The organism is Pseudomonas sp. B1-22, assembly GCF_050474425.1.
Classification (GTDB): domain Bacteria; phylum Pseudomonadota; class Gammaproteobacteria; order Pseudomonadales; family Pseudomonadaceae; genus Pseudomonas.
The window spans coordinates 148,277-163,326 of record NZ_JBCHVH010000003.1 but is presented as its reverse complement, the minus strand read 5'-3'; the positions used below and the strand labels follow the sequence as shown (position 1 = coordinate 163,326).

The 15,050-nt window shown below is 64.6% G+C and carries 15 protein-coding genes; 8 read left to right on the top strand and 7 right to left on the bottom strand.

Features of this window, described 5'->3' with window-relative positions:
- Positions 1-279: 279 nt before the first annotated feature.
- From ACQ5BL_RS12780 to ACQ5BL_RS12755, 6 genes are all read left to right on the top strand, one after another.
- On the top strand, positions 280-1,329 hold the full coding sequence (locus ACQ5BL_RS12780; RefSeq protein ID WP_243804012.1) for an ABC transporter ATP-binding protein: 1,050 nt from the start codon (positions 280-282) through the stop codon (positions 1,327-1,329).
- Complete coding sequence (locus ACQ5BL_RS12775; RefSeq protein WP_430293162.1) at positions 1,326-2,240, top strand: ABC transporter permease; 915 nt, start codon at positions 1,326-1,328, stop codon at positions 2,238-2,240. Before ACQ5BL_RS12780 ends, ACQ5BL_RS12775 begins: the two co-directional genes overlap by 4 nt.
- On the top strand, positions 2,237-3,025 hold the full coding sequence (locus ACQ5BL_RS12770; RefSeq protein ID WP_207886387.1) for an ABC transporter permease: 789 nt from the start codon (positions 2,237-2,239) through the stop codon (positions 3,023-3,025). Before ACQ5BL_RS12775 ends, ACQ5BL_RS12770 begins: the two co-directional genes overlap by 4 nt.
- Before the next feature lie 44 nt (positions 3,026-3,069).
- Complete coding sequence (locus tag ACQ5BL_RS12765) at positions 3,070-4,119, top strand: extracellular solute-binding protein (protein ID WP_207886388.1); 1,050 nt, start codon at positions 3,070-3,072, stop codon at positions 4,117-4,119.
- A gap of 388 nt (positions 4,120-4,507) precedes the next feature.
- Positions 4,508-5,893: an APC family permease gene (locus tag ACQ5BL_RS12760; protein ID WP_243804008.1), complete on the top strand. Its 1,386-nt coding sequence runs from the start codon at positions 4,508-4,510 to the stop codon at positions 5,891-5,893.
- 98 nt (positions 5,894-5,991) lie between these two features.
- The gene (locus ACQ5BL_RS12755; protein WP_243804006.1) at positions 5,992-7,023 is read left to right on the top strand and encodes a histone deacetylase family protein; all 1,032 of its coding nucleotides are present in this window, start codon (positions 5,992-5,994) and stop codon (positions 7,021-7,023) included.
- Positions 7,024-7,130: 107 nt separating this feature from the next.
- Here the strand turns inward: ACQ5BL_RS12755 and ACQ5BL_RS12750 are convergent, their stop codons facing one another.
- The 4 genes from ACQ5BL_RS12750 to ACQ5BL_RS12735 form a co-directional block, all read right to left on the bottom strand.
- On the bottom strand, positions 7,131-7,508 hold the full coding sequence (locus ACQ5BL_RS12750; protein WP_207886391.1) for a NirD/YgiW/YdeI family stress tolerance protein: 378 nt from the start codon (positions 7,506-7,508) through the stop codon (positions 7,131-7,133).
- A 118-nt stretch (positions 7,509-7,626) separates the two neighbouring features.
- The gene (locus ACQ5BL_RS12745) at positions 7,627-8,547 is read right to left on the bottom strand and encodes an SdiA-regulated domain-containing protein (protein ID WP_243804005.1); all 921 of its coding nucleotides are present in this window, start codon (positions 8,545-8,547) and stop codon (positions 7,627-7,629) included.
- A gap of 83 nt (positions 8,548-8,630) precedes the next feature.
- Positions 8,631-9,296, bottom strand: a complete 666-nt coding sequence (locus ACQ5BL_RS12740; RefSeq protein ID WP_243804003.1) for a fumarylacetoacetate hydrolase family protein — start codon at positions 9,294-9,296, stop codon at positions 8,631-8,633.
- 155 nt (positions 9,297-9,451) lie between these two features.
- A complete protein-coding gene (locus ACQ5BL_RS12735; RefSeq protein WP_207886394.1) occupies positions 9,452-10,846 on the bottom strand; it encodes an FAD-binding oxidoreductase in 1,395 nt (464 codons plus the stop codon).
- A 194-nt stretch (positions 10,847-11,040) separates the two neighbouring features.
- Between ACQ5BL_RS12735 and serA the strand changes: the two genes are divergently transcribed.
- Complete coding sequence (serA, locus tag ACQ5BL_RS12730; RefSeq protein WP_207886395.1) at positions 11,041-12,270, top strand: phosphoglycerate dehydrogenase; 1,230 nt, start codon at positions 11,041-11,043, stop codon at positions 12,268-12,270.
- 182 nt (positions 12,271-12,452) lie between these two features.
- On the opposite strand, the gene ACQ5BL_RS12725 is transcribed toward serA, so the two are convergent.
- Together ACQ5BL_RS12725 and ACQ5BL_RS12720 are read right to left on the bottom strand one after the other, a co-directional pair.
- Positions 12,453-12,884: a DUF4399 domain-containing protein gene (locus tag ACQ5BL_RS12725; protein ID WP_243804001.1), complete on the bottom strand. Its 432-nt coding sequence runs from the start codon at positions 12,882-12,884 to the stop codon at positions 12,453-12,455.
- Between the two features lie 138 nt (positions 12,885-13,022).
- Entirely contained in the window at positions 13,023-13,517 is a 495-nt protein-coding gene (locus tag ACQ5BL_RS12720) for a DUF523 domain-containing protein (RefSeq protein WP_243804000.1), read from the bottom strand.
- A 254-nt stretch (positions 13,518-13,771) separates the two neighbouring features.
- On the opposite strand from ACQ5BL_RS12720, the gene ACQ5BL_RS12715 reads away from it, so the two are divergent.
- The gene (locus ACQ5BL_RS12715; protein WP_243803998.1) at positions 13,772-14,320 is read left to right on the top strand and encodes a DUF6160 family protein; all 549 of its coding nucleotides are present in this window, start codon (positions 13,772-13,774) and stop codon (positions 14,318-14,320) included.
- Between the two features lie 10 nt (positions 14,321-14,330).
- Here the strand turns inward: ACQ5BL_RS12715 and ACQ5BL_RS12710 are convergent, their stop codons facing one another.
- Positions 14,331-14,942, bottom strand: coding sequence for a 2OG-Fe(II) oxygenase (locus tag ACQ5BL_RS12710; protein ID WP_243803996.1), 612 nt, complete (start codon positions 14,940-14,942; stop codon positions 14,331-14,333).
- Positions 14,943-15,050: the final 108 nt, after the last annotated feature.

The following is a 15,050-nucleotide window of genomic DNA, read 5'->3' as shown; positions in this document are numbered from 1 at the left end:
GTCACTGTAGGAGCGAGCTTGCTCGCGAACCCGGCCCCACGGCGCTTGTTCGCGAGCAAGCTCGCTCCTACGAAAAGCCCTCGGAACGCCATCCCGCTGACGCCTGAAATCCCGCGCTCCAGGGGCTATTTTCAACTTGGCCTGATTTATCCCTTATTGGCCTGATCTATCGTTCTGCGTACCGGGCTGCTTGGTCATTATCAATCCGCAGCTAGGTGAAACGGTCTCAGAAACCGTAAAACCTCAACAATAACAACTGCTTAACTGCATGGTACCAGCATGACCAGCGCGATCACCATCGAGCGGATATGCATGGAGTTCGGTACACCCGGACAAGGCCTCAAGGCTCTGGACGACGTGTCACTGGAAATCCGCGCCAACGAATTCTTCACCCTCCTCGGGCCTTCGGGCTGCGGCAAGACCACCTTGCTGCGACTGATCGCCGGCTTCGAACAACCCTCCTCCGGCAGCATCCGCCTCTACGGCGATGCGATGGAAGGCCTCCCGCCCTTCAAGCGCCCGGTCAACACCGTCTTCCAGAGCTACGCCCTGTTCCCCCACATGACGGTGGCGGAAAACATCGCCTTCGGCCTGGAAATGCAGGGCAAGAGTCGCAACGACATCGACGCCACCGTGCAGAAGATGCTCGACCTGGTGCGCCTGCCGGACGTCGGCAAGCGCCGCGCCGACCAGCTCTCCGGCGGCCAGCAGCAGCGCATCGCCCTGGCCCGCGCATTGGCCAGCCGGCCCAAGGTGCTGCTGCTCGACGAATCGCTCTCCGCGCTGGACCTCAAGCTGCGCAAGGAGATGCAGATCGAGCTCAAGCGCCTGCAGCACGAGACCGGCATCACCTTCATCTTCGTCACCCACGACCAGGAAGAAGCCCTGACCATGTCCGACCGCATCGCGGTGATGAGTCGCGGCAAGGTCATGCAGATCGGCACGCCGACGGAAATCTACGAGGCACCGGTCAACCGCCTGGTGGCCGACTTCATCGGCGAGACCAACTTCCTCGAAGGCGAATCCAGCGGCGACGGCGTGCGCCTGCCCGACGGCCAGGTGCTGCCGGCCGCGACCACCCTGCCCGGCAAGGTGACCCTGGCGATCCGCCCGGAACGCACCGAGCTCGCCCAGGACGGCCAGCTCGAAGGCGTGGTGGAGAACATCGTCTACGTCGGCACCGACACCGTGTACCACCTCAACGTCGCCGGTCAGGGCGGCTTCCGCGTACGTCAGCAGAACCGCGACGGCGCCCATTCCACCCACGCCCCGGGCGCACGGGTACGGGTCCGCGTACCCGCCACCGCCATCCGGGTACTGGCCGAATGAGTACGCTGCGCGCACAAGCCGAACGCAAATCGCTGTTCAATCGCCTGGCCCTGACCAGCCCGGCGATGATCATGCTGCTGGTGTTCCTCGTCCTGCCGCTGGGCATCATGTTCGCCGTGTCGATCCAGGCACCGGGAGACTACGGCGGCGTGAAATGGGGCCAGCACACCGTCGAGGCTTACATCAACTTCCTCTGGGAGCGCGACCTGGACGACAGCCTGTCGTTCAACGCCGACTACCTGGGCATCTTCCAGCGCTCGTTCTGGCTGTCGATCCTGACCACCCTGGGCTGCCTGCTGATCGGCTTCCCCACCGCGCTGTACCTGGCGCTGCAGGACGAACGCCGGCGCAACCTGCTGCTGTTCCTGGTCACGGTACCGTTCTGGACCAACCTGCTGGTGCGGGTCTATGCCTGGATCCTGCTGTTGCGCAACGGCGGCCTGATCGACGAGGGGCTGCACGGGCTGGGCTTCTCCGACGCCTCCATCGGCCTGCTCTATACCGACAACGCGGTGATCATCGGCCTGCTCTACACCTACCTGCCGTTCATGGTCCTGCCCATCTACACCAGCCTGGAAAAGATGGACTGGCGCCTGGTGGAAGCAGCCTTCGACCTCGGCGCCAACCGCTGGAAAGCGCTCAAGCGAATCATCGTGCCGCTGGCCATGCCCGGCATCGTCGCCGGCTGCATCCTGGTGTTCATCCCCTCGCTGGGCAGCTACATCATTCCCGAGCTTCTGGGCGGCGGTAAGTCGCTGATGATCGGCAACCTGATCCAGCTGCAGTTCGGCACGGCGCACAACTGGCCGTTCGGTGCGGCGCTGTCCTTCGCCCTGCTGGCCTTCGTGCTGCTGGCGATGATGATCTACAGCATGCGCTTCAAGCAGGGCACCGCGGGAGGTCATCCATGAAGTCGGCCAACCCGCTCTGGCGCTTCACCGGCGTGCGGCCCGCCGCCTGGCTGTTCTTCGCCTTCCTCTACATCCCGATCCTCGTACTGGTGGTGCTGAGCTTCAACAGCGGCCAGTCGGCGACCCTGTGGGAAAGCTTCAGCCTGAAATGGTACTCGGTGGTGGCGGACGATCCGGAAATCCTCCGCGCGGCGAAGAACTCGCTGATCGTCGCCAGTCTCGCCACGATTATCTCCACCACGCTGGCCACCCTCGCCGCCCTGGGCATGCGCGGGCGGACCTTCCGTGGCCAGGGTCTGATGAGCGGCGTGCTGGGCCTGCCGCTGCTGGTGCCGGAGATCGTCACCGCCGTGGCGACCCTGATGTTCTTCGCCTTCATCGGCCTGAAACTGTCGCTGTTCACCATCCTGCTGGCGCACGTGGTGTTCTGCATCCCCTTCGCCTACCTGCCGATCCGCGCGCGTCTCGAAGGCATGGATCCCAGGCTGGCCGAAGCGGCGGCGGACCTCTACGCCTCGCCCTGGAAGACCTTCTGGAAGGTGACCTTCCCGCTGCTGATGCCGGGCATCCTCTCCGGGGCGATGCTGGCGTTCATCATCTCGATGGACGACTTCGTCATCACCTACTTCGTCGCCGGTGCCGGGGCCACCACCCTGCCGGTGTATATCTTCAGCTCCATCCGCATGGGGATTTCCCCGAAGATCAACGCCATTTCCTCAATAATACTGTTGATTTCCATCGCGTTCGTTGCGTTGTCGTACTACGTCGGCCAGCGTCGCCGCTGACCTCCTGCCGCCAAAACAAAACAACATTGCAAGGAGCTTCACCGATGAAATTCCGCCGTACCCCCATCGCCCGTGCGCTCGTCGCCGCCAGCCTGCTGCTGGCCGGCAGCGCCCATGCCGAAGGCACCCTGCACTTCGCCAACTGGTCGGACTATTTCCCGCCGGAGCTTTTGAAGAAGTTCGAGAAGGACACCGGCATCCACGCCACCCTGGACTCCTACGACAGCAACGAAACCCTGCTGGCCAAGCTCAAGGCCGGCGGTGGCGCCTATGACGTCGTGGTGCCCTCGGACAGCTTCATCGAAATCTTCGTCAAGGAAGACCTGCTGCAGAAGCTCGACAAGGCGCAGCTGCCGAACCTGGCCAACCTGAAAGACAAGTTCAAGACCCTGAGCTACGACCCGGGCCACGACTACACCATCCCCTACCTGTGGGGCACCACCGGCTACAGCTACGACAGCGCCAAGGTGCCGGGCGGCAAACTGGAGGAAAGCTGGAAGCCCTTCTTCGAGCCGCCGGCCGAGCTGAAGGGCAAGGTGGTGGCGCTCAACTCCATCGAAGAGCTGTACGCCCCGGCGTCCTACTACCTGGGCATCAACGAGTGCACGGAGGACCCGAAGGAAGCGGCGAAGATCCAGGAGCTGCTGCTCAAGCAAAAACCGATGCTGGCGATGTACAACAGCGACGGTACCATCGAGCGCATGGCCGCCGGTGAAGTCTCCATGCACCAGCAGTGGAACGGCGCCTTCCACCGCGCCCACGCCCAGCGCGCCAGCCTGGTCTACGTCTATCCGAAGGAAGGCATCCGCCTGTTCATCGACAACCTGGCCATTCCCAAGGACGCCACCAACATCAAGGAAGCTCACGTCTTCCTCAACTGGATGATGCAGCCGGAAAACATCGCCGCCGCCTCCAACTTCGCCAAGTACAACAACGCCATCGAAGGCTCGGACAAGTACATGGAGAAGGAGCTGTTCGACGACCCGGCGATCAACACCCCGGCCGACAAGCTGGATCGCCTGAAACCCTTCCAGCTGTGCTCGCCCAAGGCGCTGCAACTGCGCTCCAAGGTGTGGACCAAGCTGAAGAAATGATCCGGAAGGCACCCGGCGCGGCGGTGCGCGCCGGGTGACCCTGACAGTCATTTTGGCCATTTCGATCCCTTTTTGACCCTTTGCAGGGTTCTGCCCGGCCACCCCGGTTGCTAGAGTCGGGCCGCTCGCGCAGGGAGCGGCAGGAAAGGCGGCCAGCTCCGGCGCCACGATCAGTGGCGCGGGAATATCCCAAGGGAACGCGAGCGCGTTATCCACAAGAACAAATCCCCGAGAACGCCCATGACCAGCTTTTGCGTCACCCTGCAGCACAGCCCTTCATTCCTCGCGCGTCGTCATCGCTGCGGCTGAGCCGTAAGCCGACGACATCCGGACGGCCACCGAACGCCGCCCGCCCGCACCAGAACACAAGAATCGCGAGGAATCCCCCATGGCCAGCCAACACAGCGCCAGCACTGCACACACCAACAAGGGTGACACGGCCTCCGCCGATGCCCGCCTGAAACGCGTCCTGGGCCTGCCCGCCCTGGTCTTCTTCGGCCTGGTCTACATGGTCCCGCTGACCATGTTCACCACCTACGGCGTGGTCACCGAGATGACCGGCGGCCGTACCGCCACCGCCTACCTGATCACCCTGCTGGCGATGCTGTTCACCGCCGCCTCCTACAGCTTCATGGTGCGCAAGTACCCGATCTCGGGTTCGGCCTACTCCTACACCAGCCTGAGCTTCGGCCCGGCAGTCGGCTTCCTGTCCGGCTGGTCGCTGCTGCTCGATTACCTGTTCCTGCCGATGATCAATTACCTGCTCATCGGCCTGTTCATGAACATCGCCTTCCCGGAAATCCCGGCCTGGGTCTTCGTGGTCGCCTCCATCGCCCTGGTCACCGTGCTCAACGTGGTCGGCATCAGCCAGGTGGCCGGCATGAGCAACGTCATCGTCGGCGCGCAGCTGGTGTTCATCGTGGTGTTCGTCGCGATGTCGTTCAAAAGCCTCTCCGGCGCCCCGGCGCTGGACTTCGCCCTGCCTTTCACCGGTGACGGCAGCAAACCCGGTTTCGCCCCGCTGATGGCTGGCGCGGCCGTGCTGTGCCTGTCGTTCCTGGGCTTCGACGCGGTCTCGACCATGGCCGAGGAAACCCGTGACGCCCGCCGCGACATCCCGCGCGCGATCATCATCACCACCGTGATCGCCGGCCTGATGTTCACCCTGCTGGCGGTGATCAGCCAGCTGGTGTTCCCCGGCAGCGTGTTCCAGAACGCCGACTCGGCGGCCAACGAGGTCATGCTCAAGGCCGGCGGGCAGTTCCTGACCAACTTCTTCACCGCCGCCTACATCGCCGGCTGCATCGGCTCGGCGCTGGCCTCGCAGGCCTCGGTGTCGCGCATCCTGTTCACCATGGGCCGCGACGGCATCCTGCCGCGCAGCCTGTTCGGCGCGCTGCACGCACGCTTCCAGACGCCCGTGGTGGCGATCCTGGTGGTCTCGGCGATTTCCCTGCTGGCCGTGGTGCTGGACCTGACCACCCTGGCCTCGATGATCAGCTTCGGCGCCCTGGTGGCCTTCTCCGTGGTCAACCTGGCGGTGATCCGCACCTACCTGGGCGTCGAGCGCCGTCGCGGCGCAGCCAACCTGCTCAAGTACGGGCTAATCCCCTTCGTCGGCCTGTGCCTGACCCTATGGCTGTGGACCAGCCTGTCTCAGCTGACCCTGATCGTCGGCCTGAGCTGGTTCGCCGTCGGCTTTACCTACCTGGCGGTGCACACCGGCGGCTTCCGCCGCAAGGCACCGAGCGTGAACTTCGAGGAAAACGCCTGACCCTGTGTTCGACGCGCCCGGGCCTGGCCCGGCACGCGTCGAACGCGACCTGACAACCGGAACCAGCGGGCGCCGCCGGGCGCCATGAGGAGCGCGTGATGTTGACGATCTACACCGACGACCATCGCTTGCACCACGGTCAGCACGAGCTGATCGGCGGCCAGTTCACTCCCTGCTACGAGAAGCCTAGCCGCGCCGACATGGTGCTGGACCGGGTCAAGGCGGTGAAACTGGGCGACATCCAGGGCCCGCGCGACTTCGGCCTGGAGCCGATCCTGCGGGTGCATGACGAGGGCTTCGTGCGCTTCCTGCAACACGCCTGGCGCGACTGGCTGGCCACCGGCCGCACCCACGACATGCTGCCGATTGCCTGGCCTACCCGGCGCCTGCGGCAGAAGGAGCCGGACAGCATCGACGGCCGCCTGGGCTACTACTCCTTCGACGCCGGCGCACCGATCACCGCCGGCACCTGGCAGGCGATCACCAGCTCGGTGAACGTCGCCATGACCGGCCAGGCCGAACTGGCCAAGGGCGCGCGCTCGGTATTCTCGCTGTGCCGCCCGCCGGGACACCACGCCTCGGCGGACTTCATGGGCGGCTACTGCTTCCTCAACAACGCCGCCATCGCCGCCCAGTCGATCCTCGACCAGGGCGCCAGCCGGGTCGCCATCCTCGACGTGGACTACCACCACGGCAACGGCACCCAGGACATCTTCTATGACCGCGCCGATGTGCTGTTCACCTCGATCCACGGCGATCCGCGCTTCGAGTATCCCTACTTCCTCGGCTATGCCGACGAGAAGGGCCAGGGCGTGGGCGAAGGCTTCAACTTCAACTACCCGCTGGCCTCCGGCAGCGACTGGTCGGTGTGGAGCCTGGCGCTGCAGGCGGCGATCCGGCAGATTTCCGCCTTTGCCCCGGACGTGCTGATCGTCTCGCTGGGCGTGGACACCTTCAAGGAAGACCCGATCTCCCAGTTCAAGCTGGACAGCCCGGACTACCTGCGCATGGGCGAAGCCATCGGCAGGCTCGGCCTGCCGACCCTGTTCGTCATGGAGGGCGGTTACGCGGTGGAGGAAATCGGCATCAATGCTGTGAACGTGCTGCAGGGCTTCGACAGTATCGGCTGATGCCTGCCCGTAGGGCGTATAAGCGCGAACGGTTGTACGCCCTACGCAAAAACGAGAAAGCCGCGCCGGGGATGAGGTTCCCGGCGCGGCTTTTTATTGGGGCAGGCTTACTGCAGAACTTCGACGCGATCCACGTCGATATCGGTGGCCTTCTGCTTGTGGTGATCGACTTCACCCGTCAGACGCACCTTGGTGCTCTCGGAGACCGACGCGCCCGCCGGCCAGTCGTCGTGGTCGATCTCGACCTGGATGCTGCCGGTGGCATCCTTGAACTCGTAGTGCTCGCCACCGATGCGTTTGGTGATCACGCCCTCCAGCACCACCGGGGTATCGTCGGCGGCGGACTGCGCCTGCTTGACCGTGGTGACCTGCGTAGCGGCGGCAGCGGGCTTGGCGTCGCTGCCCGGGCCGGTGTAGCCAGCGGCCAGGGTGAGGGTGGAGAACAGGCCAGCGGCAGCGATCAGGGGGAGATGAGTCAGTTTCATGGATTGGCCTCCAGGGCGTTTTCGATGGGGTCAGCTTATTGCCGGTGGCTGAAACCAGCCTGAATCCGTGCTTAACCCAAACTTAAACGCCCCGGGCGCCACAGCCCCCCGACCTGTATCAGTCGGCCTTGGCCGGCACTGCTTCGCGCTTGAACACGTAGAACAGGTCGGGCTCGCTGACCATATAGATGGTGCCCTGCTCGTCGATGGCCACACCCTCGGCGCGCGGAATCTTCCCGTGCAGGCCGTTGAGGCCGCCGAGCAGGCTGATGAAGCTCACCGGCTGACCCTTTTCATTCAGTTCCAGCAGCAGGTGCGACTCCGCCGACAGCACCAGGGTATGGCCGGTACGCGGATCGATGCTCAGCGCCGAGACGTTGGTCATCAGCAGGTCACTGGCCAGCGGCTGCAGGGTGCCACTCACGCTCGGGCCGCCGTCGCTGGGCAGGCTGAACAGCGCCAGCGGATCACGCTCCTGCCCCAGGACCAGGCGGTGCTGGCGCGGGTCCCAGGCGATGCCCTCGATACCCTTGTTCTTCTTCCCGCGCGGGCCGAGGTCGAAGCTGGCCAGCTTCTCGGTGCTCAGCTCACGGGTCTGTGGGTCGACGTGGAAGATGGTCAGCGAGTTCTTGCGCTCGTCGGTCACGGCGATGTTGCCGTTCTCCAGCACCGCCACGCCCTCGGGGTTGGACATGCCCAGCAGCGGGATCACCCGCAGCACGTCGCCGGTCAGGGACAGCTCGGCCAGCAGCGGCTTCTTGCCGGTCACGGTGAACAGGGTGCGAGTCACCGGGTTATAGGCCAGATCCGAAGCCTCCTGGCCTTCGAGTCCGCCGGTCAATTGCTTGGCCTGGATTACGGCGCGGTAGCTGGGCAGCCAGACGCTCTCGGCACGCTCCTGCGCGCTGGTGTCCTGCTCACGCAACCAGAGACGGGCGCGGTCGTCCCAGTGGAAGCGCACGGTCAGCACGGCGAGCACGATCAGCAGGAGCAGCAGTGCCAGCAGCAGCCAGCGAGAACGAAGGACGGAGATGGTCATGGCGACTCTTGTGGGTGGTTTCGGACAAGGCACCCCGCAACGAACGAAGGCCGCACAAACGGCGGCCTTCGGCGGGACAACGGTTAAAGCACGCGGCTTTCGAAGCGGCTGGCGCCGGGAAGTTCCAGCACCAGTTCATTGCCGCTGGAAAGCGGCCCGACTCCGACTGGCGTGCCGGTGGAAACCACGTCGCCCGGCTGCAGCGAGAAGTGCCCGCAGATGTGCTGGATCAGCGGCACGATGGGGTTGAGCATGTCGCGGCTGTTGCCGTCCTGGCGGACTTCGCCGTCGATGGTGAGGCGGATGCCGATGTCGGTCGGGTCCGGGAAGTGGTCGGCGCTGACGAAGGGCGCCAGCACGAAGGCGCCGTCGAAGGACTTGGCCAGCTCCCAGGGCAGGCCCTTTTCCTTCAGCTTGGCCTGCACGTCGCGCAGGGTCAGGTCCAGCGCCGGTGCGTAGCCGGAGATGGCATCCAGCACCTCTTCAGCGCTGGGCTTGCGCGACAGCGGCTTGCCGATCAGCACGGCGATTTCTGCCTCGTAGTGCACCGCGCCGCGGTCTTCGGGAATGGCAAAACCACCGGCCAGCGGTACGGTGCAGGAGCCGGGCTTGATGAACAGCAGCGGCTCGGTCGGCACCGGGTTGTTCAGCTCCTTGGCGTGCTCGGCGTAGTTGCGGCCGACGCAGACCACCTTACCCAGGGTGAAATGGATCGGGGTGCCGTCGATGTACTGATGCTGGTAACTCATGACCGACTCCTGAACGGGTGGAATTAGGGTTCGCCGGAGCCCATGCTCCCGCGCGGCGGCCCGCACCTGCTGGCGGCACCGTCATATTCCGTGACGCGAACATGCAAAGGGCCGGCCCCTCTATCCAAAGAGCCGGCCCTTCTGAATAAAGCGACTTACTCGGCGAAGATCTTGCCGGGGTTCATGATCCCGTTAGGATCGAACACCGCCTTGACCGCCTTCATATAGCCGATTTCAGCCTCGGAGCGAGAGTAACCCAGGTAATCGCGCTTGGTCATGCCCACACCGTGCTCGGCGGAGATCGAGCCGTTGTACTTCTGCACGGTCTCGAACACCCACTTGTTGACGGTGGCGCACTTGCCGAAGAACTCGTCCTTGGTCAGGTTCTCGGGCTTGAGGATATTCAGGTGCAGGTTGCCGTCGCCGATGTGGCCGAACCACACGACTTCGAAGTCGGGGTAGTTGGCTTCGACGATGGCATCGATGTCCTTGAGGAAGGCCGGAACCTTGCTGACGGTCACCGAGATGTCGTTCTTGTACGGGGTCCAGTGGGAGATGGTCTCGGAGATGTACTCGCGCAGCTTCCACAGGTTCTGCAGCTGTTGCTCGCTCTGGCTCATCACGCCGTCGAGCACCCAACCCTGCTCTACACAATGTTCGAAAGTCGCCAGCGCCTCGTTGGCCACTTCCTCGGTGGTCGCCTCGAACTCCAGCAGGGCGTAGAACGGGCAGTCGGTCTCGAAGGCCGGCGGCACGTCGCCACGGGCCATGACCTTGGCCAGGGCCTTGTCGGAGAAGAATTCGAAGGCAGTCAGGTCGAGCTTGCTCTGGAAGGCGTGCAGCACCGGCATGATCGAATCGAAGTCCGGGGTGCCCAGGACCATGGCGGTGAGGTTCTTCGGCTGGCGTTCCAGGCGCATGGAAGCCTCGACCACGAAGCCCAGGGTGCCCTCGGCGCCGATGAACAGCTGGCGCAGGTCGTAACCGGTGGCGTTCTTGATCAGGTCCTTGTTCAGCTCCAGCAGGTCGCCCTTGCCGGTGACGACCTTCAGGCCAGCCACCCAGTTGCGGGTCATGCCGTAGCGAATGACCTTGATCCCGCCGGCATTGGTGCCGATATTGCCGCCAATCTGGCTGGAGCCGGAGGAGGCGAAGTCCACCGGGTAGTACAGGCCGTTTTCCTCGGCGAACAGCTGCAGCTGCTTGGTCACCACGCCAGGCTGGCACACCACGGTGCGGTCGAAGGCGTTGAAGTCGAGGATCTTGTTCATGTAGTCGAAGGCCACGACCACCTCGCCGTTGGCGGCGACGGCGGCGGCGGAGAGCCCGGTGCGGCCGCCCGAGGGGACCAGCGCGACCTTGTGCTCATTGGCCCAGCGAACGATGGCCTGGACCTGCTCGGTGCTCTTGGGGAAGGCGATGGCCAGCGGCGCCGGGGCGAAATGCTTGGTCCAGTCCTTGCCGTAGGTCTCGAGGGAATCGGCGTCAGTCAGCAGCTTGCCGGGCTCCAGCAGGGGCTTGAGCGATTCGATCAGGGCTTCGCGGGTCATGGGAGGAACTCTCAAAGGATTCATGGTCGTCCTGAGAACAGCTCAGGTCGCAACCGGGCAAGGAAAAGGGAGAACATGCTAGCATACGCACCCCAAGCAGATCGCCACTTGGCGCCGAGCTGCCTGGCACCGGCCGGTTCGGCCAGAGCTATTGGTTTTCTAGCCACTCTCCCGGGACTACAGGTTCAAAGCAGATGAGCAAGACTTCTCTCGACAAGAGCAAGATCAAATTCCTTCTCCTTGAAGGCGTACACCAGAACGCCGTGGACACCCTCAAGGCGGCCGGCTACACCAACATCGAGTACCTCAAGGGCGCGCTGTCCGGCGAGGAGCTGAAGGAAAAGATCGCCGATGTGCACTTCATCGGTATCCGCTCCCGCACCCAGCTCACCGAGGAAGTCTTCGATGCCGCCAAGAAGCTGATCGCTGTCGGCTGTTTCTGCATCGGCACCAACCAGGTCAACCTGGACGCCGCCCGCGAGCGCGGCATCGCGGTGTTCAACGCGCCCTACTCCAACACCCGCTCGGTGGCCGAGCTGGTGCTGGCCGAAGCCATCCTGCTGCTGCGCGGCATCCCGGAGAAGAATGCCTCCTGCCACCGCGGCGGCTGGATCAAGTCGGCGGCCAACTCGTTCGAGATCCGCGGCAAGAAGCTGGGCATCGTCGGCTACGGCTCCATCGGCACCCAGCTGTCGGTCCTGGCCGAGGCCCTGGGCATGCAGGTGTTCTTCTACGACACCGTGACCAAGCTGCCGCTGGGTAACGCCCAGCAGGTCGGCAACCTGCACGAGCTGCTCGGCATGTCCGACATCGTTTCGCTGCACGTGCCGGAGCTGCCGTCCACCCAGTGGATGATCGGCGAGAAGGAAATCCGCGCCATCAAGAAGGGCGGCATCCTGATCAACGCCGCGCGCGGCACCGTGGTCGAGCTGGACCACCTGGCCGAAGCGATCAAGGACGAGCACCTGATCGGCGCCGCCATCGACGTGTTCCCGGTCGAGCCCAAGTCCAACGACGAAGAGTTCGAAAGCCCGCTGCGTGGCCTGGACCGCGTGATCCTGACCCCGCACATCGGCGGCTCCACCGCCGAGGCCCAGGCCAACATCGGCCTGGAAGTGGCCGAGAAGCTGGTCAAGTACAGCGACAACGGTACCTCGGTATCGTCGGTCAACTTCCCGGAAGTGGCCCTGCCGTCGCACCCGGGCAAGCACCGCCTGCTGCACATCCACGCCAACATCCCGGGCGTGATGAGCGAAATCAACAAGGTGTTCGCCGACAACGGCATCAACATCTCCGGCCAGTACCTGCAGACCAACGACAAGGTCGGCTACGTGGTGATCGACGTCGACGCCGATTACTCCGACCTGGCGCTGGAGAAGCTGCAGCACGTGAACGGCACCATCCGCAGCCGCGTGCTGTTCTAAGCGCGGTTCAGTGGCAGGAAAAAAGGAGGCTTCGGCCTCCTTTTTTCGTTTCTGCATGGGTCGCAATGGCACGGACGTAGGAGCGGACTCCGTCCGCGATTGGCATCCGGCGCGATGCGAACCTATCGCGGACGAAGTCCGCTCCTACGCATATATCAACCCGAGGTTGAAACGAGAATCCGTCATTTGACGTTGACGGTGATCTGCTGCGACTCCACCGGCGGGTCCAGCGGGACGTGGTTCTTGTCGCCCACCAGCAGCTGCAGAGTGTGCCTGCCCGGCGGCAGGGTCAGTTCGGTTTCGGTCTGGCCTTTGCCGAAATGCTTGATGGTGTCGTTCATCGGCAGCGGCAGGTTCATCGCCGGCTGCTCCTTCAGGTCGATCAGCAGGTGGTGGTGGCCGGTGGCCGGCGAGTCCACGCCGGCGGGCGCAACGCCCATGCCCTTGAGGCCGAACTTCACGGTGAAGGTCTTGCCGACGGTGGCGCCGTCAGCCGGCTCGATGAAGTACACCTTGGCGCCTTCCGGGGCCGGGGTGCGCGGCATGTCGGCAGCAATCGCGGAAGACGCGGCGAGCAGCGCAGCGAGACCGAGGCAAGGCAGCATGGTTCTCATGGGATTCTCCTTCTTCATGGGATTCGGGGAACGCGCGCCCTGCAATGGCAACCGTTCACCCGCATGGAACCCACAAGCATAGGCGGCTCCCCCGTGGGCTCAAGAAAAAGAGTGCGTCTTCAAATGTCTTCGACCGCTCTAGCCTCCGGCTTCCAGGCCGGCCAGGCAGACCGCGGCGGCGTCCAGCTCCTCCTCGCTGAATACCAGCACCCCCATGCGCTTGAGCGCGGCGGCAGTAACGCCCTCGCCGGCGACCTTCCGCCCGCTGAAGCTGCCGTCATAGTTCTCGCGGTTGCCGCAGGACGGGCTGCGTGCCTTCAGCACGGCCAGGCGGATATCGTGATGCCGCACCAGCTTCACCGCCGCGTCGGCACCCAGCAGGAACGCCTGGCTGACATCCTCCCCATCCACCGTGACAACGGGCTTCACGCGTTCCAGCACGGCCATGCCCTGGCCACCGGGAATCTCCGCCGGCGCGCGCGGCGTTGGCAGGCCGCCGGCCACTTCCGGGCACAGCGGCACCACGCGCCCCTGGGCCAGCCAGCGCGCCAGCAGGTCGAACGGGCCATGGGCACCACCGTCGTAGCGAACGCGATGTCCGAGCAGGCAACGGCTGACGAGAACCTTCTGCATGGGCCAATCACTCCAAATCGAATGCCACAGACTAGTCGCTCGATTTCATTGGGTCACGCGGGGTAACACGACATTCATCGGCGATCCGTTTCGAGGGATTTCGAGCCCGCCAAAAGTCGGGACGCGCACGCTGCTACCGACCGTCGGCCCGTCGATGGAGCACAACCTTTGGCGGGAAACGTCGTCCGGCACTGGCCGGGCTGGCGGCGGCTGACCAGACTGACGCACCGGCCAAATCCCTCGGAGCCCTGACCATGTCCCGCCTGTTCGCCCTGTCCGCAGCCACCGCGGCGCTTCTCCACCTGTCGGTCAGCCAGGCCGCCCTCGAAGCCCTCGACAACGAGAGTCTCGGTACGGTCACCGGACAGGACGGCATCAGCATCCGTGCCGACGTGCTGGCCCACATCGGCAGCGCCGCCTGGAACGATGACGGCGGCAGCGTCTCGCTGCGCAACGTCTCCATCGACAACGGCTGCGTGAAGGCCGGCGACTGCCCCAATGGCCGTGGCGGCAGCCTGCCCTACGGCGCCGCGCAACTGGGACTGAGCCTGCCGATCTTCGGCATCGAGCAGCCAACCTTGCAGGTGGACGTGGTACGCAATGCCAGCGGCAAACAGCAGCTCGCCCTGACGTTGCCGGACCTCACCAGCATCAACCAGCAGCTCAATGCCAGCGGCCTGCCGGCGCAGACCATCCGCCTGCGGGTGATCGGCGATCTCTATGTCGGCAACGGGCGCCTGGGCACGCTGGAAATCCGCGACATCCAGGACATCAGCGGGACCCTGAAGGTCTGGGGACACTGAGCCGGACGGCTCAGAAGGACGAATCACCGCGCCGGCGGAACCAGCCGGTCAAGGACAGCCGCTCGTGGCTGGCCGGCAGCACTTCGTGGGGGAACTCGCTGGAGAGGAACAGCACCAGCCGACCGCCGATCGGCGCCAGGTCCAGCGTCTGTTCGTCGGGCAGGTACATGCGCAACGCGCCACCCTGCTCTTCCCGCCAGTCGGCATTGAGATAGAACACCGCCGAGAGGGTACGGCGATCGTCGTCGCGGAAGCGGTCCAGGTGCTTCTGGTAGAACGCCCCCGGCGGGTAGAGGGCGAAATGCCCCTCGAAGTCTTCCAGACCGAGGTAGAGCGAGCGGTTGATCAGCTGGCGCAGCGCATCCAGCGCGTCCAGATAGAGATCACAGGCCTCGGACTGGCCCGGCTCTATCCACTGGATACGGTCGCCGCGGATGCCTTCGCGCACCGCCTGCCCTTCACCCCGGCCGATGGCGGCGGCGGCCAGCTTGCCGGCTGCATCGCGGGCACGGCATTCCGTCGCCAGCCGGGCGATCAGGGCATCGGGAAGAAAGGCGTCCTGTTGCGACCAGCCCTTGTCGGCGAGGTCGTCAACGATGCGGTGCAGGAGGGGGCCTTGCATAAATGGAGAAGGGGCGTCGAAATCCATGACGCATTGTAACGTCCGACGCCAGTGGCTCGACAAGCGGGGCAAGCCTTGCCGACAATAGCCACCGGCGAGCGAACCCTG